Here is a 15637-nt window from a genome sequence, read left to right on the forward strand (position 1 = left end):
TATTGGAGACGAAAGGCAGGTCCCATGACAGATACACCCAATCCGCTGGCAGAAATGAATGCCCGCTCGCGAGAGGTCTTCCGTCGGGTCGTGGAAGGCTATCTGCAATCGGGCGAACCGGTCGGTTCGCGCACGCTCACCCGCTCGATGTCAGAGAGTGTCTCGGCAGCGACCATCCGCAATGTGATGAATGATCTGGAATATCTGGGTCTGCTCAACAGCCCGCATATTTCCGCAGGACGGGTGCCGACACAGCTTGGGCTGCGGATGTTCGTCGATGGCCTTCTGGAGGTTGAAGAGCTTCAGCATGAGGACCGCGAAAAGCTTGATGCGACCTTTGGCGGCAACAGCCCCGATGTGACGCAGATGCTGGACCGGATCGGGTCCACGCTCTCGCGGATGACGCGCGGGGCCAGCCTTGTGCTGGCGCCAAAGCATGAGGCTGAAATCCGTCATATCGAATTTGTAAGCCTGGGGCCGGATCGCGCACTTGTGGTGCTGGTGCTGGCGGATGGCCATGTGGAGAACCGGGTTTTTGTGCCGCCGAAGGGGATGACCCCATCCGCCATGCGCGAGGCTGCGAATTTCGTGAATGCCTGGGCGGGCGGGCGCAATCTCAGCGATCTGCGCAAGCAGATGCGCGCGGAACTGACCTCCCGGCGGCAGGAGCTGGACGTTCTGGCCGGGCGCCTGGTCGAAAGCGGTCTGGCGCTGTGGGAGGACGCTGGAACGGTGTCAGAGCGGCTGATCGTGCGCGGTCAGGCCAATCTGCTGCCGGAAAGCGACAATTCTGACGATCTGGAGCGGGTTCGCAGTCTTTTTGAGGACCTGGAGCGCAAACAGGACATCGCTGACTTCCTCGATCTGACGGAAAGCGGTGAAGGTGTGCGGATCTTCATCGGTTCAGAAAACAAGCTTTTTTCACTTTCGGGTTCCTCTCTGGTGGTTTCGCCCTATATGAACGCTGAAAGAAAAATCGTGGGTGCGATCGGCGTCATCGGGCCGACCCGGCTGAACTATGGTCGCATTGTCCCGATAGTCGATTACACCGCACAACTGGTCGGACGCGTATTGTCAGATCGAACGAAAGGATGAGGAAAATGCAGGACGAAAAGCTCAACCCTGAAGCTGAAATCGTGGCGGACGGGGCCGAGCAGGAGTTCGGCTACATCGATGCAGCAGAACTCGACGCCCTGAAGGCTGAACGTGATGAGATGCGCGATAAATATATGCGCGCGCTGGCAGATGCCGAAAACTCGCGCCGCCGCGCAGATCGCGACCGCCGTGAGGCGGAGCAATACGGTGGCTCGCGTCTGTCGCGCGATCTGCTTCCGGTGCACGACAACCTGAAACGTGCGCTTGAAGCCCTGGGCGACGAGCAACGCGCCCAGTCGGCGGCTTTCGTCGAAGGTGTAGAGCTGACGCTGCGCGAGCTGCACAGCATTTTCACCAAGCACGGCGTGCGCGTGATTTCTCCGGCTGTGGGCGATGTTTTCGATCCGCAGGAGCATGAGGCGATGTTTGAAGCCCCGGTTCCCGGCACCGTCAAAGGCACCATTCTCCAGGTTATGGGCGACGGCTTCATGCTGCATGACCGTCTGCTGCGCCCGGCCCAGGTGGGTGTCTCGTCCTTCCCGGGCTGAGATCTGCGGACACAAAACGAAAAAGGCCGGCCCCTCGCAGGGCCGGCCTTTTTTATGTCCGGGGCAGCAGGCCGCGCAGTTCATATAGCAGATCAAGCGCCTCTCGCGGGCTCAGATCATCGGGGGCGATCCTGCGCAGCCGGTCTTCCACGACAGAGGCTTTCTCCACCACCACAGGGGCAGGGGGCGGAGCAACCGCCGCCGAAAAGAGCGGCAGATCATCGATCACGGCCTTTTGCCGCCGGGTGCTGCCCTGGCCGCCTTCGCCTTTTTCCAGAGCCTCCAGGACCACGCGGGCGCGCTCCACCACCGTCGCCGGAAGCCCGGCCAGGCGGGCGACCTGGACCCCGTAAGACCGATCCGCCGCGCCTTTCTTGACCTCGTGAAGGAAGATGACCTCTCCCTTCCATTCCCGCACCGAAACGGTGGCGTTTTCAACACCATCCAAGCGCTGCGCCAGCTGCGTCATCTCATGGTAATGGGTGGCGAAAAGCGCACGGCAGCGGTTGGAGCCATGCAGATGCTCCAGCACGGCCCAGGCGATCGACAACCCGTCCCAGGTCGCCGTGCCGCGCCCGATCTCATCAAGGATCACCAGCGCGCGGTCATCGGCCTGGTTCAGAATGCCTGCCGTCTCCACCATCTCGACCATAAAGGTCGAGCGGCCCCGCGCCAGGTCATCCGAGGCACCAACACGGCTGAAAAGCTGGCTCACCAGACCGATCCGCGCTTTGGTCGCCGGAACAAAGGATCCGGCCTGGGCCAGCAGCGCAATCAGCGCATTCTGGCGCAGGAAGGTCGATTTACCCGCCATGTTGGGGCCCGTCAGCAGCCAGATCGCCGGGGTATGCCCGTCCGAGAGTGCGCAGTCATTGGCGACAAAGGCCTCACCCTGGCGCTTCAGCATGCGCTCAACGACCGGATGACGCCCGCCGCTGATCTCAAAGGCGCGGCTGTCATCCACCTCGGGCTCACACCAGTCGAGTTCGGACGCGAGATCCGCAAAGGCGCAGGCCAGGTCAATCTCGGCAAGGCTGGCAGAGGCCAGACCAATCGGCCCGGCACGATCCAGCACAAAGCGCTGCAGGGCGCTGAAGTGGCGCTTTTCGGTCTCCAGCACATGGTTGGCTGCGTTCAGAATGCGGGTCTCCAGCGCGCTCAGCTCGACCGTGGTGAAGCGCACCTGATTGGCGGTGGTCTGCCGGTGGATGAAGCGCTCAGAGAGCGGCGGGGCCATCATGCGCTCGGCATGACGGTCGGTGGTTTCGATGAAATAGCCCAGGACGTTGTTATGCTTGATCTTCAGCGCCTGGATGCCGGTCTCGGTGATGTAATCGGCCTGCATTCCGGCGATGACCCCGCGCCCCTCATCGCGCAGACGGCGGGTCTCATCGAGGTCGGTATCAAAACCTGGCGCGATAAAGCCGCCATCACGGGTCAGAAGCGGCGGTTCGGCCACCAGGGCCGTGCCCAGGTGATCGGTGATCTCTTCATGGCCGTGCAGGGCCAGCACAGCCTGCGCCAGGTTGCGGGGAATACCCTCCTGGCCCAGCAGATCCGAGACATCGGCGGCTTTTTCCAGCCCGCTGCGCAGAGCCGCCAGGTCGCGCGGGCCCCCGCGATCAAGCGCCAGGCGCGAGAGGGCGCGGTCCATATCCGGCACCGCCTTCAGTGCCGCCCGCAGCTTATCGCGCAGACCCGCCGCCCCGCGCAGAAAGCGCACGGCCTCCAGGCGCTCATGGATGACCCGCAGATCGCGCGAGGGGCCTGAGAGGCGGCGCTCCAGAAGGCGCGCACCCGCGGCGGTAACGCTGCGGTCGATGCTGCCCAGAAGTGAGGTCTCACGCCCGCCCTGGGCGCCTTGGGTGATCTCCAGGCTGCGGCGGGTGGCGGCATCGATCTGCATCACGCCGCCAGCGGTCTCCCGCACGGGCGGGCGCAGCAGCGGCAGCTTGCCGCGCTGCGTCAGATCCAGGTAATCCGCCAGCGCCCCCATGGCCGCCAGTTCCGCCCGGTCAAAGGCGCCAAAGCCGTCCAGCGTGGTGACCTTCCACAGCGCCGAAAGCCGCTTCTCAGCCGAGGCCGAGTCAAAGGACGAGCGGGGACGGATCGTCTCTGCCGCACCGCTCTCGGCGACCTGAGAGGCCAGCGCCACATGGGTTTCCGGCAGCAGCACTTCGCGCGGCGCAAGCCGCGCCAGTTCCGGCCCAAGGCGCAGGACCGGGCAGGGCATCACCCGCATCTCCCCGGTCGAAATATCGACCCAGGCCAGTGCGGCCTCATCGCGGACCTCGGCAAAAGCGGCCAGGAAGTTGTTACGCCGCGCTTCCAGAAGACTGTCTTCTGTCAGCGTTCCCGGCGTCACCAGCCGCACAATATCGCGCTTCACCACGGATTTAGAGCCGCGCTTTTTCGCTTCTGCCGGATCTTCCATCTGCTCGGCAATGGCCACCCGGAAGCCCTTGCGGATCAGCGCCAGAAGATAGCCTTCGGCCGCATGGACGGGGACGCCGCACATGGGGATGTCTTCTTCCAGATGCTTGCCGCGCTTCGTCAGCGCAATATCCAGCGCCGCCGCCGCATTGACCGCATCGTCAAAGAACATCTCATAGAAGTCCCCCATGCGGTAAAACAGGATCGCATCCTGGCAGCCGGCTTTGATTTCCAGATATTGTGCCATCATCGGCGTGACGGTAGCGGTCATCAGCATCCCCTTGGTATCCGCGCGACCCTAACCCAGCCGGTGCGGGGGGAAAAGCGTGGCAAATTCATTGCAGCCTCAAGTCCATGAGTGATAAGGACGCAGCAGCGTTCAGAGAGGGTTTTCCATGTCCCGCACCAAGATCACGCCGGAAGAGGCGCTCGCCTATCACCTTGAGCCGCGTCCGGGTAAATACGACATTGTCGCCTCCACTCCTATGGCGACCCAGCGTGATCTCTCGCTCGCCTATAGCCCTGGTGTTGCCGTTCCCGTTCAGGCCATCGCCGACAATCCCGAGACCGCCTATGACTATACGGTTAAGGGCAATATGGTGGCCGTGGTCTCCAACGGCACCTCGATCCTTGGCATGGGCAACCTTGGTGCGCTGGCCTCCAAGCCGGTGATGGAAGGCAAGGCCGTCCTCTTTAAGCGCTTCGCAGACGTCAATGCGATCGATATCGAGCTGGATACCGAAGACGCCGATGAGATCATCCGGGCCGTCAAGCTGATGTCGCCCACCTTCGGCGGCATTAACCTTGAAGATATCAAGGCGCCGGAATGCTTTATCATCGAGCAGCGCCTTAAAGAGATCTGCGATATCCCGGTCTTTCATGATGACCAGCACGGCACGGCGGTGATCTGTGCTGCGGGCCTGATCAATGCGCTGGAGCTTTCGGGCAAGCGTATCCAGGACGTGCGGATCGTTCTGAACGGGGCGGGCGCTGCGGGCATCGCCTGCCTTGAGCTGATCAAATCCATGGGGGCCACCCCCGATAACTGCATCATGTGCGACACCAAGGGCGTGGTCTATCAGGGTCGCACCGAGGGGATGAACCAGTGGAAGTCGGCCCATGCCGCCCGTACGGATCACCGCACCCTCGAAGAGGCGATGCGCGGCGCGGATGTCTTCCTCGGCGTCTCGGCCAAAGGCGCTGTGACCCAGGACATGGTCGCCTCGATGGCGGATAATCCGGTCATTTTTGCGATGGCGAACCCTGATCCGGAAATCACCCCGGAAGAGGCCCATGCCGTTCGGCCGGATGCGATTGTGGCGACCGGGCGTTCGGATTACCCGAACCAGGTCAACAATGTCCTTGGTTTTCCTTATCTTTTCCGGGGCGCGCTGGATATCCATGCCCGTGCCATCAATGATGAGATGAAGATCGCCTGCGCCGAAGCCCTGGCCCGCCTGGCCCGGGAAGATGTGCCGGATGAAGTGGCTATGGCCTATGGCCGCAAACTTTCATTCGGGCGCGATTACATCATCCCGACGCCCTTTGATCCGCGTCTGATCTATGTGATCCCGCCGGCGGTGGCCCGTGCCGGGATGGATACCGGCGTGGCCCGGCGTCCGATCATCGACATGAAGGCCTATGAGCAATCGCTGAAAAGCCGGATGGATCCGACCGCTTCCATCCTTCAGGGGGTGCATGCCCGCGCCAGGCAGGCTCAGGCCCGGATGATCTTCGCTGAAGGCGACGATCCCCGCGTGCTGCGGGCTGCCGTGGCCTATCAGCGTGCAGGCCTTGGCCGTGCCCTGGTGGTCGGCCGTGAGAATGACGTGCGCGAAAAGCTGGAGGCCGCCGGCCTTGCCGATGCGGTGCGCGAGCTGGAGGTGGTGAACGCCGCCAATACCCGCCATCTCGAGGCCTATAAGGACTTCCTTTACAAGCGCCTGCAACGCGATGGCTTTGACCGTCAGGACATCCACCGCCTGGCCGCCCGCGACCGCCATGTCTTCGCGGCGCTGATGCTGCAGCATGGCCATGGGGATGGCCTGGTGACCGGCGCGACCCGGAAATCGGCGCATGTGCTGAACCTCATCAACCATGTCTTCGACGCCAAGGCCGAAGACGGTGCGGTGGGCGTCACGGCACTGCTGCACAAGGGCAAGATCGTGCTGATGGGCGACACCCTGGTGCACGAATGGCCCGAGCCGGAGGACCTTGCGACCATTGCGGAACGTGCTGCCGGCGTGGCGCGCAGCCTTGGGATTGAGCCGCGGGTGGCCTTCGTCTCCTTCTCAAACTTCGGCTATCCGGTCTCAGAGCGCGCGACGAAGATGTACCGCGCCGCTGACGTGCTTGACCGCCGCCGCGTCGATTTTGAGTATGAAGGCGAGATGACCGTTGATGTCGCCCTCAATCCCGATCAGATGAAGCAATATCCCTTCACCCGCCTCTCCGGCCCGGCGAATATCCTGGTCGTGCCGGCGCGTCACTCGGCTTCCATCTCGGTCAAGCTGATGCAGGAGATGGCCGGCGCGACCGTGATCGGCCCGATCCTGACCGGTGTCAAAAAACCGATCCAGCTCTGCTCAACCACGGCGACGGTCAATGACATCGTCAATATGGCTGTCATGGCCGCCTGCAAAATCGGCTGATGTATCAAATACTTAGAAGGGGCGCTCCGGGCGCCCCTTTCTCATTCTCCCCAACGGCTGCCCGGCGTCAGCACCATCTGTGTCACCCCCTGAACCCGTAAAACCGCACCGGGCAGCAAGCCCACGCGTGAGCGGGCATCCTGGCCCAGAGCCTGGTCGATATCTCCCGCCCGCCTGAGAATAGAGATCAGCGCAGGCGAGGTTGCAGCCGTAAAGTGGCTGTCGCCGTCCGAATAGGCCCCGGTCTCCACCAGCGTCACATTGAGCCCCGCCAGAACGGCAGGATCGCGCAGATTGCCAAGGCGGGCGGACTCTCGGGCGATGGTGGCCGAGAGCGCCAGCGCATTGTCGCGCCTTGACGTCATCACCACGAAGGGCTGCGGCAGGGCCCCGATCCGCGCGGCCTGCGATTTGAACACATCAACATCCAGATCCGGCGACATCAGCACCACCCCTGCAAGGCGGCTGCGGATCTGCCGGTTCTGCCCGACCAGGCGCAAAGTCTCCATCGTCAGGGCCGAACCCATCGAATGCGCGACGATCAGGATGCGGTCTGCCCCGGCTGAAGCCACATCCTGCAGCAGCGTCTCAAGCCCGTCCCTGGCAAAAAGCGTTGAATCGCGGTCATAGGCATAAGCCAGCACCGACCCCCGCGAGGGCCAGGAGTAGTGGACAGCCACACCCGGCATCTCAAGGTCATGATAAAGCTGTGCAAATCTATAGAGGCCCTCGGCGAAGGTGTTGTTAAAGCCATGGACAAAGATCACTGCCTCCCGCGTGCCGCGCTGCGAGACGGACATCTCTTTCGCCAGCGCCCTGCGGAAGGCAGCAGAGCCTGGATAGAGGTCGCGGTTCACTGTCACCATATGCTTCCGGGGATCTGCGACGCCGTTTTTTGGCGGCCAGGGCAGGGTGCCTGGCTCTCGTTCAGGCGGAATGGAGACGTCGAACCTGGCGTAGCGGGGCATATAGGTGCGTTGGGCGGACCAGTAATCCCCCTCGCCGTCATCGGCGCGGGTGGTGGCCACGAAAACTTTCTGCACCTCACCGACGCCCTTTGCCTCCGGCATAAAGAGAAGCTGCCCGCGTGGGGCACAGGCCCCCAGCAATACGAACGCACAAATCCCGATCAGACGCAGCACAATCACCTCCGTGAAGATGCGGCATCATGCTGTGAGGGACGGCATGAGGCAATCATCACCTTATGTCATCCCGCGCTGCCGTTTCGTTGAGCCGCCTCCCGGTCCGGCCGGAGGCGTTCGATCTGCGGGGCATCATCAATAAGGCGCCAGACAGGCAGCGGGATTTGTTTCGCCATCACTCAAAGCTGAAGACTGCAGTGAGCGAGGGAAGAGAAAGGCAGGTCCCGAATGCCGGCGTCACCTGTGGGAGTAAAAATCATCGCCCTTTCCGCAGGTAATTTATAGATACATGTTATAGGCATTATTTTGTAATTATGATTATATTGCGATTGAGCGTTAATGAATATAGATCATTCCCCCGGCACATGGCGTGCCGGGAGGCGTGGTCGTCAGCTAATCCGGAAAGCGTCAGGTGCGGCCGAAAAGCCGCTCGATATCGCTGAGGCGCAGCTCAACATAGGTCGGGCGACCGTGGTTGCACTGGCCGGAATGCGGGGTGGCTTCCATTTCCCGCAAAAGCGCGTTCATTTCCTCGGCGCGCATCTGACGGCCCGAGCGCACGGATCCGTGGCAGGCCATCCGGCTGAGGATCGCATCAATCCGGACCTGGAGCGCGGTGGTCGAGCCCTGGTCTGTCAACTCGTCGAGGATATCCCGGATCAGACCCTGGCTGTTCACCTGGCCCAGGATGGCGGGTGTTTCACGCACCGCAATCGCGCTGCCGCCGAAGGCCTCAAGGACCAGGCCCAGCTTTTCCAGCTCTGGCGCAAATTCCAGCAGCATGGCCGCTTCGTCCTGGGCCAGCTCAATAATATCGGGGATCAGCAGGGCCTGGGCGGCGATGCCCTTCACGGCGGCCTGGCGCTTCAGGCGCTCATAGACCAGGCGCTCATGGGCGGCATGCTGGTCCACGATGACCATGCCGGTCTCGGTCTGGGCGATGATGTAATTCTCATGCACCTGCGCCCGCGCAGCCCCTAAGGGGCGGCGGCTCAGATCCTCTGCGACCTCGGGGGAGGGGGCTGGCTCAAACCTGGCGGAAGGCATCTCGGAGAGGCCGGGATCCGGGGCCTGAAAGGCGAAGCTGCTGCGCAAAGCGCCCTGGGAGGGGCGGTCCATCTGCCAGACCCGCGCCGCAGGCGAGGTGGTCCAGGAGGCAGCCCCCGAGAGGGGCGCCTGCGCCGGGGCTTCGGGGCGCATGGCTGACAGGGTCGCCTCGGCAACCGTGTTGGAGCTGCGGTGCCCCTCTGCTGCCAGGGCGTGACGCAGCGCTGAGACGATCAGCCCGCGGGTCAGCGCCGGGTCGCGAAAGCGCACTTCTGATTTCGCGGGGTGTACGTTGACGTCGACAAGCTGCGGATCACAGTCCAGAAACAGCACCGCCCCCGCGTGACGGTCGCGCGACAGCAGATCCTGATAGGCCGCCCGCAGCGCCCCAAACAGCATCCGGTCCAGAACCGGACGGCCATTCACAAAGAGAAACTGCGCCACCGCCGTGCCGCGCGACCAGGTCGGCAAAGCCGCATAGCCGGTCAGGCGCACCCCGTCGCGGGTGGCATCAATCGGCAGCGCATTTTCGGTGAAATCCGCCCCGATGATCCTGGCGAGCCGCCCGCGCAGAGCATCAAAAAGATCGCCCTGTTCGGCATCGGCGCGAAAGATCAGCCGGCCTTCGCCGCCGTCGCTGACATCGCGCAGGGTGAAGCTGACGCCCGGCTCGGCCATGGCAAGCCGCTTCATCACATCCGAGATCGCCATGGCCTCGGCCCGGTCAGAGCGCAGGAATTTCAACCTGGCGGGTGTGGCGTAGAAAAGATCCCGCAACTCTACCACGGTGCCCCGGTTCAGCGCGGCGGGGCGCACAGGCTCCATCCGGCCGCCGGAGACGGTGATGACGGCGGCCTCATTCCCCTCAGCCCGGCTGGTGATCGACAGACGCCCCACCGCGCCCAGACTGGGTAAAGCCTCGCCGCGAAAGCCAAAGGTATGGATATTCAGCAGATCCTGGCCGTCGATCTTGGAGGTGGCATGCCGCGAGAGCGCCAGGGGCAGATCTTCCGGCGTCATGCCGCAGCCGTCATCGATGACCCGGATCAGGGATTTTCCGCCCTGGGCATAGGCCACATCGACCCGCTTTGCGCCCGCATCCAGCGCGTTTTCCACCAGTTCCTTAATGGCCGAGGCCGGGCGCTCCACCACTTCGCCCGCAGCGATGCGGTTGATGGCGGATTCGTCTAACTGCCGGATCACCGGCCGCATCTGAGGGAGGGTCTGGTCCATCCCTCAGATTTAGCAGAAGCCAGAGGGCAGTTCTACTCCTGCTCCAGCCCCACAGGGCGTCCGACGATGATGAACGACAGATCCTTCGCCCGGAAATGCGCTTTCGCCGCAGCCTGCACCTGCGCCAGCGTCACGGCCTCAATATAGCCGTTGCGCTTTGAGGGGTAATCGATCGGCCAGCCCTGCAGCTGCAGGCCCACCAGCGCGCGGGCGATATTGGCATTGCCGTCCCAGCGAAGCGGATAAGAGCCGGTCAGATAACGCTTTGTGGCCTCAAGCTCGTCTTCTGAGATATCCGGCAGCCGCGCCCATTCCGCGCGGATCACCTCAATGGTGTCTTTCACGGTGGCATTGGCGGTCTGAACCTGGCCGGTCAGCAGTTCCGCCTGATCGAGTGAAGAAAACCCCGCGCCGATCCCATAGGTCAGCCCGCGCTTTTCACGCACTTCCGTCATCAGCCGGGTGCCAAAGCGGCCCCCGCCGAGGATTTCAGAGGCGATAAAGGCCGGGAAAAAATCGGGATCGTCGATTTTGATCCCCTCCTGACCAAAGAGGATCACGGCCTGGGGTCCGGGAAACTCTTCCGTCACGACCTGGCCGCTGAGATGAACCTCAGCCGGACCGGGCAGCGCGCCGCCCTTTTCCGGCAGGCCCGAGAGCAGCTTATCCAACAGCACGCCAAGCGCCTCAGCGGTGATATCGCCGGTCGCGGCGATGATCACATTCTCCCGCGTCAGTGCCGCTTTGTGAGCGGCCTTCAGATCCTCCACCGTCAGCGCCTTCACGCTGTCATGGGTGCCCTCCGAGGGGCGGGCATAGACATGGCCTTCAAAGGTGATCTCATTGAAAAGCTTTGCTGCAACCGCACCTGGGTCGCGCTCTTCGGCGGTGAGGTTTGACAAAATCTGCATCCGCACCCGCTCGACCGCCTCTGCGGGGAACGACGGCTCCACCAGCGCGCGGCGCAGCAGATCGATGGCTTTGTCCTGGTTGTCGGTCAGAAACCTTGCGGAAACGCCGACAATTTCACGGGACGGATTAAACGAAAACGAGGCCGCAAGATCATCGCGGGCGGCGGCAAAGCCCTGGCTGTCAAGATCACCGGTGCCCTCTTCCAAAAGCCCGGTCATCAGCGTCACCGCCCCCTCTTTGCCCGAGGGGTCCAGCGTGGCGCCGCCCTTAAAGCGCAGCTCCAGCGCCACAAAGGGGATCTCCTGCGCCTCCACCAGCCAGGCCTTCAGCCCGCCGGGAGAGGTCACCTCTTTCACCGGGACATCGGCGAAAACCGGCAGGGCAATCAGGGCGAAAAATGCTGTCAGTCGCGCGATCATTGCGCAGCCTCCTTTTGCAGCCAGCCGGTGACCGACTGTTTGCGGTCGAGAACTTTCTTTGCCGCGGCCATCACCTGCTCAGGCGTCACCGCCTGCAGAACCTCCGGCCAGGACTGCTGATCCCCCACGGTCAGCCCCGTGGTCAGCGCCGTGCCATAGCGGCGCGCGACGCCCATGGCGCTGTCGCGGGCGTAGATTTCGCTCGCGGTCAGCTGGGCTTTGATGCGGCGAAATTCATCCTCGCCGATGCCGTCTTCGAGAAATTTCGCCAAAGCCGCATCGACAGCGGTCTCGGCCTCTTCCAGCGAGACACCTGGCGCGGGCATGGCATAAACCCCGAAGGTCGTGCCGTCATAGCCGGTCGGATCATAAAAGGCCGAAGCCGAAACCGCGGTTTTGGAATTCACCGTCAGCTCACGTCCCAGCACCGAATTCACCCCGGCCCCGCCCAGAAGCTGCGCCAGAACCACCAGGGCCGCCGCTTCATCCTGGGCACCGCTCTGGCGCGAGGGGGCGATATAATTGCGGATCACATAGGGCTGGCCCACGCGGTCATCCTGCATAATCACCCGCCGTTCCGCGATCTGCGGCGGCTCAAGCGGCCGCTCGCGCCCGGTGATATGCTCAGAGGCCTTGAGCGGGCCGTAATATTCCTTCGCCAGCCGCTCGACTTCAGCCGGGGTGACATCGCCTGCGATGACCACAATGGCATTATCGGGGGCGTAGTGGCGCTTGTAGAAATCCAGCGCCGCCTCGCGGTTCAGCGCCTCCAGCTCATGGCGCCAGCCGATGATGGGGCGGCCATAGGGGTGGTTGAGATAAAGCGTGGCCGACATCTGCTCAGAAAACAGCCCCTCCGGGCTGGCATCAGTGCGGGTGGTGCGCTCTTCCAGAACGACATTGCGCTCAGTCACCACATCGCTTTCGGCGAGGGTCAGATTGACCATGCGGTCGGCTTCCATCCGCATCACCATCTCAAGGCGATCCGCGGCGACGCGCTGGAAATAGGCCGTGAAATCATAGCTGGTGAAGGCGTTATCCGAGCCACCTTCGGCGGCCACAAGCTGCGAGAACGCGCCCGGTGCCATGGTCTTGGTGCCCTTGAACATCAGATGCTCAAGAAAATGCGCCAGCCCGGATTCGCCCGAGCGTTCATCGGCAGAGCCGACCCGATACCACACCATATGAACCACAACCGGGGCGCGGTGATCTTCGATCACCACCACCTGCAACCCGTTGTCGAGCCGGAGTTCGGTGACCTTCTCTTCCGCCTGCGCCACCAGTGGCGCGATGAAAGACAATGCCAGAGCCAGCAATAACCGCATTCCGGGTCTCCTCAGATCAGCCCGGTGCGAGGCTAAATCAGACAGAGGCGGCGTCAAGCGCAGCCGGAGGGCAGAGACGGGATTGTGATCAGATAAAGTGGCTCAGCGACCCGAGCCCTGCGGCGGTGCCGAAGGCGTGCGGGCCTGGGCGGCGCGCCAGCGCTCAAGTTCCTGATAGGACTGGGTGGTCTGACCGCCATAGGCCCGATGATAGGACGAGCGGTTGAAAAGCCGCTCCAGCAGACGCGGGCGTTGCGTTTTGCGGAAGGCCTCATCCTCGGCTGCCAGGGTCTGGCGCACGTTGGGATCAATCCCGTTGCGGCCTGCGGCTGCGACCAGAGCGGCATCGCCGGTGCCTGCGCCAGGTCGGCCACCAAGCGCTACAACCGCATCATCGAGCGGGCGCGGATCCACCAGGTTCGGTGCGCCACGCACCGGCTCGGGCAGGGCGCGCATGTCTGAGGGCATCTCAAGGGGCTTCGTCGGCAGGATCGAGAATTCATCCGGGCCATCGCCGCTGGCCTGAAGACGCATCAGCCGAGGGGCCTCATCTGATCCGCCACAGGCTGAGACCAGCAGCACAGCCGTCAGCACAGCTGCCACCCGCGTTTTCCCTGCCGTCATCGAACTCTCCTGTCCCGATCTTCGCGCTCTCGCCAAGCCTTAACGCATCATGCCGCAGGCGTCACGGCTTCTTTGCTTCCCCGCGCGGGCTGCCGCCTGAAAACAGCACAAGGCCGATAGCCCCGGCGAAAATGGTGATATCGGCGACATTGAAGGAATAGGGATTGCTGAAGCCGCAGCAGGACATGTTCAGAAAATCCGCCACCGCGCCATAGATCAGCCGGTCGATCACATTCCCAAGCGCGCCACCAATCAGAAGGCCGGTGGAAATCTGCACCAGCGGGCGATCCGCCTCGCGTTTGGCCCAGATCCAGACCCAGGCGGAAATGATCAGCGAAATGATAATCAGAACCCAGCGGGTCAGCTCATCCTGGCCGGAAAACAGGCCAAAATTGATGCCCTGGTTCCAGGCCATCCGGAAGTTCAGAAAAGGCGGCCAGACATCAATGCCGCGCACCCGGTCAAGCTCCAGCCCGTGCACCACGGCGAATTTGCTGGCCTGATCGAGAAGAAACACACCCGTGGCGACCAATGCGGCAAGCTTCATGCTGTCTCTTTCCTTTGCAGGCTCCGAAAAACCGGGGGGCGGACCCCCCGGCCGTTTTCACCCGTCAGTGACGGAAGTGGCGCATACCCGTAAACACCATCGCCAGCCCGGCTTCATCTGCCGCCGCGATCACTTCTGCGTCACGCATCGAGCCGCCCGGCTGGATGATCGCCGTAGCCCCCGCCTCAGCAGCGGCCAGCAGACCATCCGCGAAGGGGAAGAAGGCGTCCGAGGCCACGACCGAGCCCACCGTGGTCGGTTGCGCCAGGTTCAGCACTTCGGCCATATCCTGCGATTTGCGCGCCGCAACCCGGGTCGAGTCGAGACGGCTCATCTGACCGGCACCCACGGCGACGGTCGCGCCGTCTTTAACATAGATGATGGCGTTGGATTTCACGTGCTTCGCCACTTTCCAGGCGAAGAGCATATCCGCCAGCTCAGCCTCAGAGGGGGCACGTTTGGTCACAACCTTCAGATCTGCCAGCGAGATCTGACCGACGTCACGGTCCTGCACCAGGAAGCCGCCCGAAACCTGGCGCCAGGCCAGAGCTTTCTCGGTCGCATCCGGCAGCGCGCCGGTGGTCAGCAGACGCAGGTTCTTCTTGGCCGCAAAGATCGCCTTTGCCTCATCGGTCGCATCGGGGGCAATGACGACTTCGGTGAAGATCTCGGCGATTTTCGCAGCCGTTTCACCGTCGAGGGTCTGGTTCAGCGCGATGATGCCGCCGAAAGCCGAGGTGCGGTCGCAGTCGAACGCGCGCTCATAGGCCTCTGCCAGGGTCTCACCCACCGCCACACCGCAGGGGTTCGCGTGCTTCACGATCACACAGGCCGGGTTCGCGCGGTCCAGATCGGCGACCAGCTCAAAGGCGGCATCGGTGTCGTTGATGTTGTTGTAGCTCAGCTCTTTGCCCTGCCACTGCTTCGCGGTGGCCACGCCCGGACGGTTGGTGCCATCGGTGTAGAAAGCGGCCGACTGATGCGGGTTCTCGCCATAGCGCAGGGTCTGCGCCAGACCACCGGCAAAGCTGCGGCGGCGGGGTGCGTCTTCCGCGATCGCACCGGCCATCCAGGTCGAAACGGCGGTGTCATAGGCCGCGGTGCGCGCATAAGCGATCTGCGCCTGACGGGTGCGGAACTTCAGCGAGCTTGCGCCGTCATTCGCAGCCATTTCCGCCAGCAGGGCGGCATAATCTTCCGGATCGGTGACCACGGTGACGAATTTATGGTTCTTCGAGGCTGCACGGATCATCGCCGGACCACCGATATCGATATTCTCGATGCAGTCGTCATAGGACGCGCCTTTGGCGACGGTGGCCTCAAAGGGATAAAGGTTCACGACCAGCAGGTCGATCGGCTCAATGCCGTGGGCGGCCATGGCGACCAGATGCTCATCGTCATCGCGCAGGGCCAGCAGACCGCCATGCACCATCGGATGCAGGGTCTTGACGCGGCCGTCCATCATCTCCGGAAAACCGGTGACATCAGAGACATCGCGTACTTTCAGCCCGGCTGCACGCAGCGCAATCGAGGTGCCGCCGGTCGAGATCAGCTCAACGCCCTGGGCTGCAAGCGCACGCGCAAATTCGATGAGCCCCCCTTTGTCGGATACCGAAATCAGCGCACGGCCAATAGGAACCAGATCAGTCATTTCTCTGTAC

Annotated in this window: 11 protein-coding genes; 3 read left to right on the forward strand and 8 right to left on the reverse strand. The window is 63.0% G+C overall.

Translation table 11 applies throughout. From position 1 onward, the window contains the following. The first annotated feature begins 24 nt into the window (after positions 1-24). Together hrcA and EG244_RS02345 are read left to right on the forward strand one after the other, a co-directional pair. A complete protein-coding gene (gene hrcA / locus EG244_RS02340) occupies positions 25-1095 on the forward strand; it encodes a heat-inducible transcriptional repressor HrcA (RefSeq protein ID WP_124963407.1) in 1071 nt (356 codons plus the stop codon). Positions 1096-1100: 5 nt separating this feature from the next. Beyond that, positions 1101-1643, forward strand: coding sequence for a nucleotide exchange factor GrpE (locus tag EG244_RS02345; protein WP_124963408.1), 543 nt, complete (start codon positions 1101-1103; stop codon positions 1641-1643). Positions 1644-1695: 52 nt separating this feature from the next. Here EG244_RS02345 and mutS read toward each other — a convergent pair whose 3' ends face one another. Beyond that, positions 1696-4347: a DNA mismatch repair protein MutS gene (mutS, locus tag EG244_RS02350; protein ID WP_124963409.1), complete on the reverse strand. Its 2652-nt coding sequence runs from the start codon at positions 4345-4347 to the stop codon at positions 1696-1698. 124 nt (positions 4348-4471) lie between these two features. On the opposite strand from mutS, the gene EG244_RS02355 reads away from it, so the two are divergent. Continuing rightward, positions 4472-6727, forward strand: a complete 2256-nt coding sequence (locus EG244_RS02355; RefSeq protein ID WP_124963410.1) for an NADP-dependent malic enzyme — start codon at positions 4472-4474, stop codon at positions 6725-6727. Between the two features lie 41 nt (positions 6728-6768). Here the strand turns inward: EG244_RS02355 and EG244_RS02360 are convergent, their stop codons facing one another. The 7 genes from EG244_RS02360 to purH form a co-directional block, all read right to left on the reverse strand. Continuing rightward, positions 6769-7869, reverse strand: a complete 1101-nt coding sequence (locus EG244_RS02360) for an alpha/beta hydrolase (RefSeq protein ID WP_124963411.1) — start codon at positions 7867-7869, stop codon at positions 6769-6771. A gap of 408 nt (positions 7870-8277) precedes the next feature. Beyond that, positions 8278-10149 carry a DNA mismatch repair endonuclease MutL gene (gene mutL, locus EG244_RS02365; RefSeq protein WP_124963412.1) on the reverse strand — a complete coding sequence of 624 codons (1872 nt, stop codon included), beginning with the start codon at positions 10147-10149 and terminating at the stop codon, positions 8278-8280. A gap of 32 nt (positions 10150-10181) precedes the next feature. Continuing rightward, on the reverse strand, positions 10182-11480 hold the full coding sequence (locus EG244_RS02370) for a M16 family metallopeptidase (RefSeq protein ID WP_124963413.1): 1299 nt from the start codon (positions 11478-11480) through the stop codon (positions 10182-10184). Beyond that, entirely contained in the window at positions 11477-12805 is a 1329-nt protein-coding gene (locus tag EG244_RS02375; protein ID WP_124963414.1) for a M16 family metallopeptidase, read from the reverse strand. The genes EG244_RS02370 and EG244_RS02375 overlap by 4 nt, the downstream gene beginning before the upstream one ends. 102 nt (positions 12806-12907) lie before the next feature. Then, positions 12908-13429 carry a DUF3035 domain-containing protein gene (locus tag EG244_RS02380; protein WP_124963415.1) on the reverse strand — a complete coding sequence of 174 codons (522 nt, stop codon included), beginning with the start codon at positions 13427-13429 and terminating at the stop codon, positions 12908-12910. 61 nt (positions 13430-13490) lie between these two features. Next, positions 13491-13976, reverse strand: a complete 486-nt coding sequence (gene lspA, locus EG244_RS02385; protein ID WP_124963416.1) for a signal peptidase II — start codon at positions 13974-13976, stop codon at positions 13491-13493. A 64-nt stretch (positions 13977-14040) separates the two neighbouring features. After that, positions 14041-15627: a bifunctional phosphoribosylaminoimidazolecarboxamide formyltransferase/IMP cyclohydrolase gene (gene purH, locus EG244_RS02390; protein WP_124963417.1), complete on the reverse strand. Its 1587-nt coding sequence runs from the start codon at positions 15625-15627 to the stop codon at positions 14041-14043. Positions 15628-15637: the final 10 nt, after the last annotated feature.

Origin of the sequence: Falsigemmobacter faecalis (genome assembly GCF_003863335.1) — a bacterium.
Lineage (GTDB): Bacteria > Pseudomonadota > Alphaproteobacteria > Rhodobacterales > Rhodobacteraceae > Wagnerdoeblera > Wagnerdoeblera faecalis.

Bases quoted from the DNA above. Each gene is read 5' to 3' on its own strand.
- hrcA (WP_124963407.1), top strand. From the start codon at position 25: ATGACAGATACACCCAATCCGCTGGCAGAAATGAATGCCCGCTCGCGA.
- EG244_RS02345 (WP_124963408.1), top strand. From the start codon at position 1,101: ATGCAGGACGAAAAGCTCAACCCTGAAGCTGAAATCGTGGCGGACGGG.
- mutS (WP_124963409.1), bottom strand. From the start codon at position 4,347: ATGACCGCTACCGTCACGCCGATGATGGCACAATATCTGGAAATCAAA.
- EG244_RS02355 (WP_124963410.1), top strand. From the start codon at position 4,472: ATGTCCCGCACCAAGATCACGCCGGAAGAGGCGCTCGCCTATCACCTT.
- mutL (WP_124963412.1), bottom strand. From the start codon at position 10,149: ATGGACCAGACCCTCCCTCAGATGCGGCCGGTGATCCGGCAGTTAGAC.
- EG244_RS02370 (WP_124963413.1), bottom strand. From the start codon at position 11,480: ATGATCGCGCGACTGACAGCATTTTTCGCCCTGATTGCCCTGCCGGTT.
- EG244_RS02375 (WP_124963414.1), bottom strand. From the start codon at position 12,805: ATGCGGTTATTGCTGGCTCTGGCATTGTCTTTCATCGCGCCACTGGTG.
- EG244_RS02380 (WP_124963415.1), bottom strand. From the start codon at position 13,429: ATGACGGCAGGGAAAACGCGGGTGGCAGCTGTGCTGACGGCTGTGCTG.
- lspA (WP_124963416.1), bottom strand. From the start codon at position 13,976: ATGAAGCTTGCCGCATTGGTCGCCACGGGTGTGTTTCTTCTCGATCAG.
- purH (WP_124963417.1), bottom strand. From the start codon at position 15,627: ATGACTGATCTGGTTCCTATTGGCCGTGCGCTGATTTCGGTATCCGAC.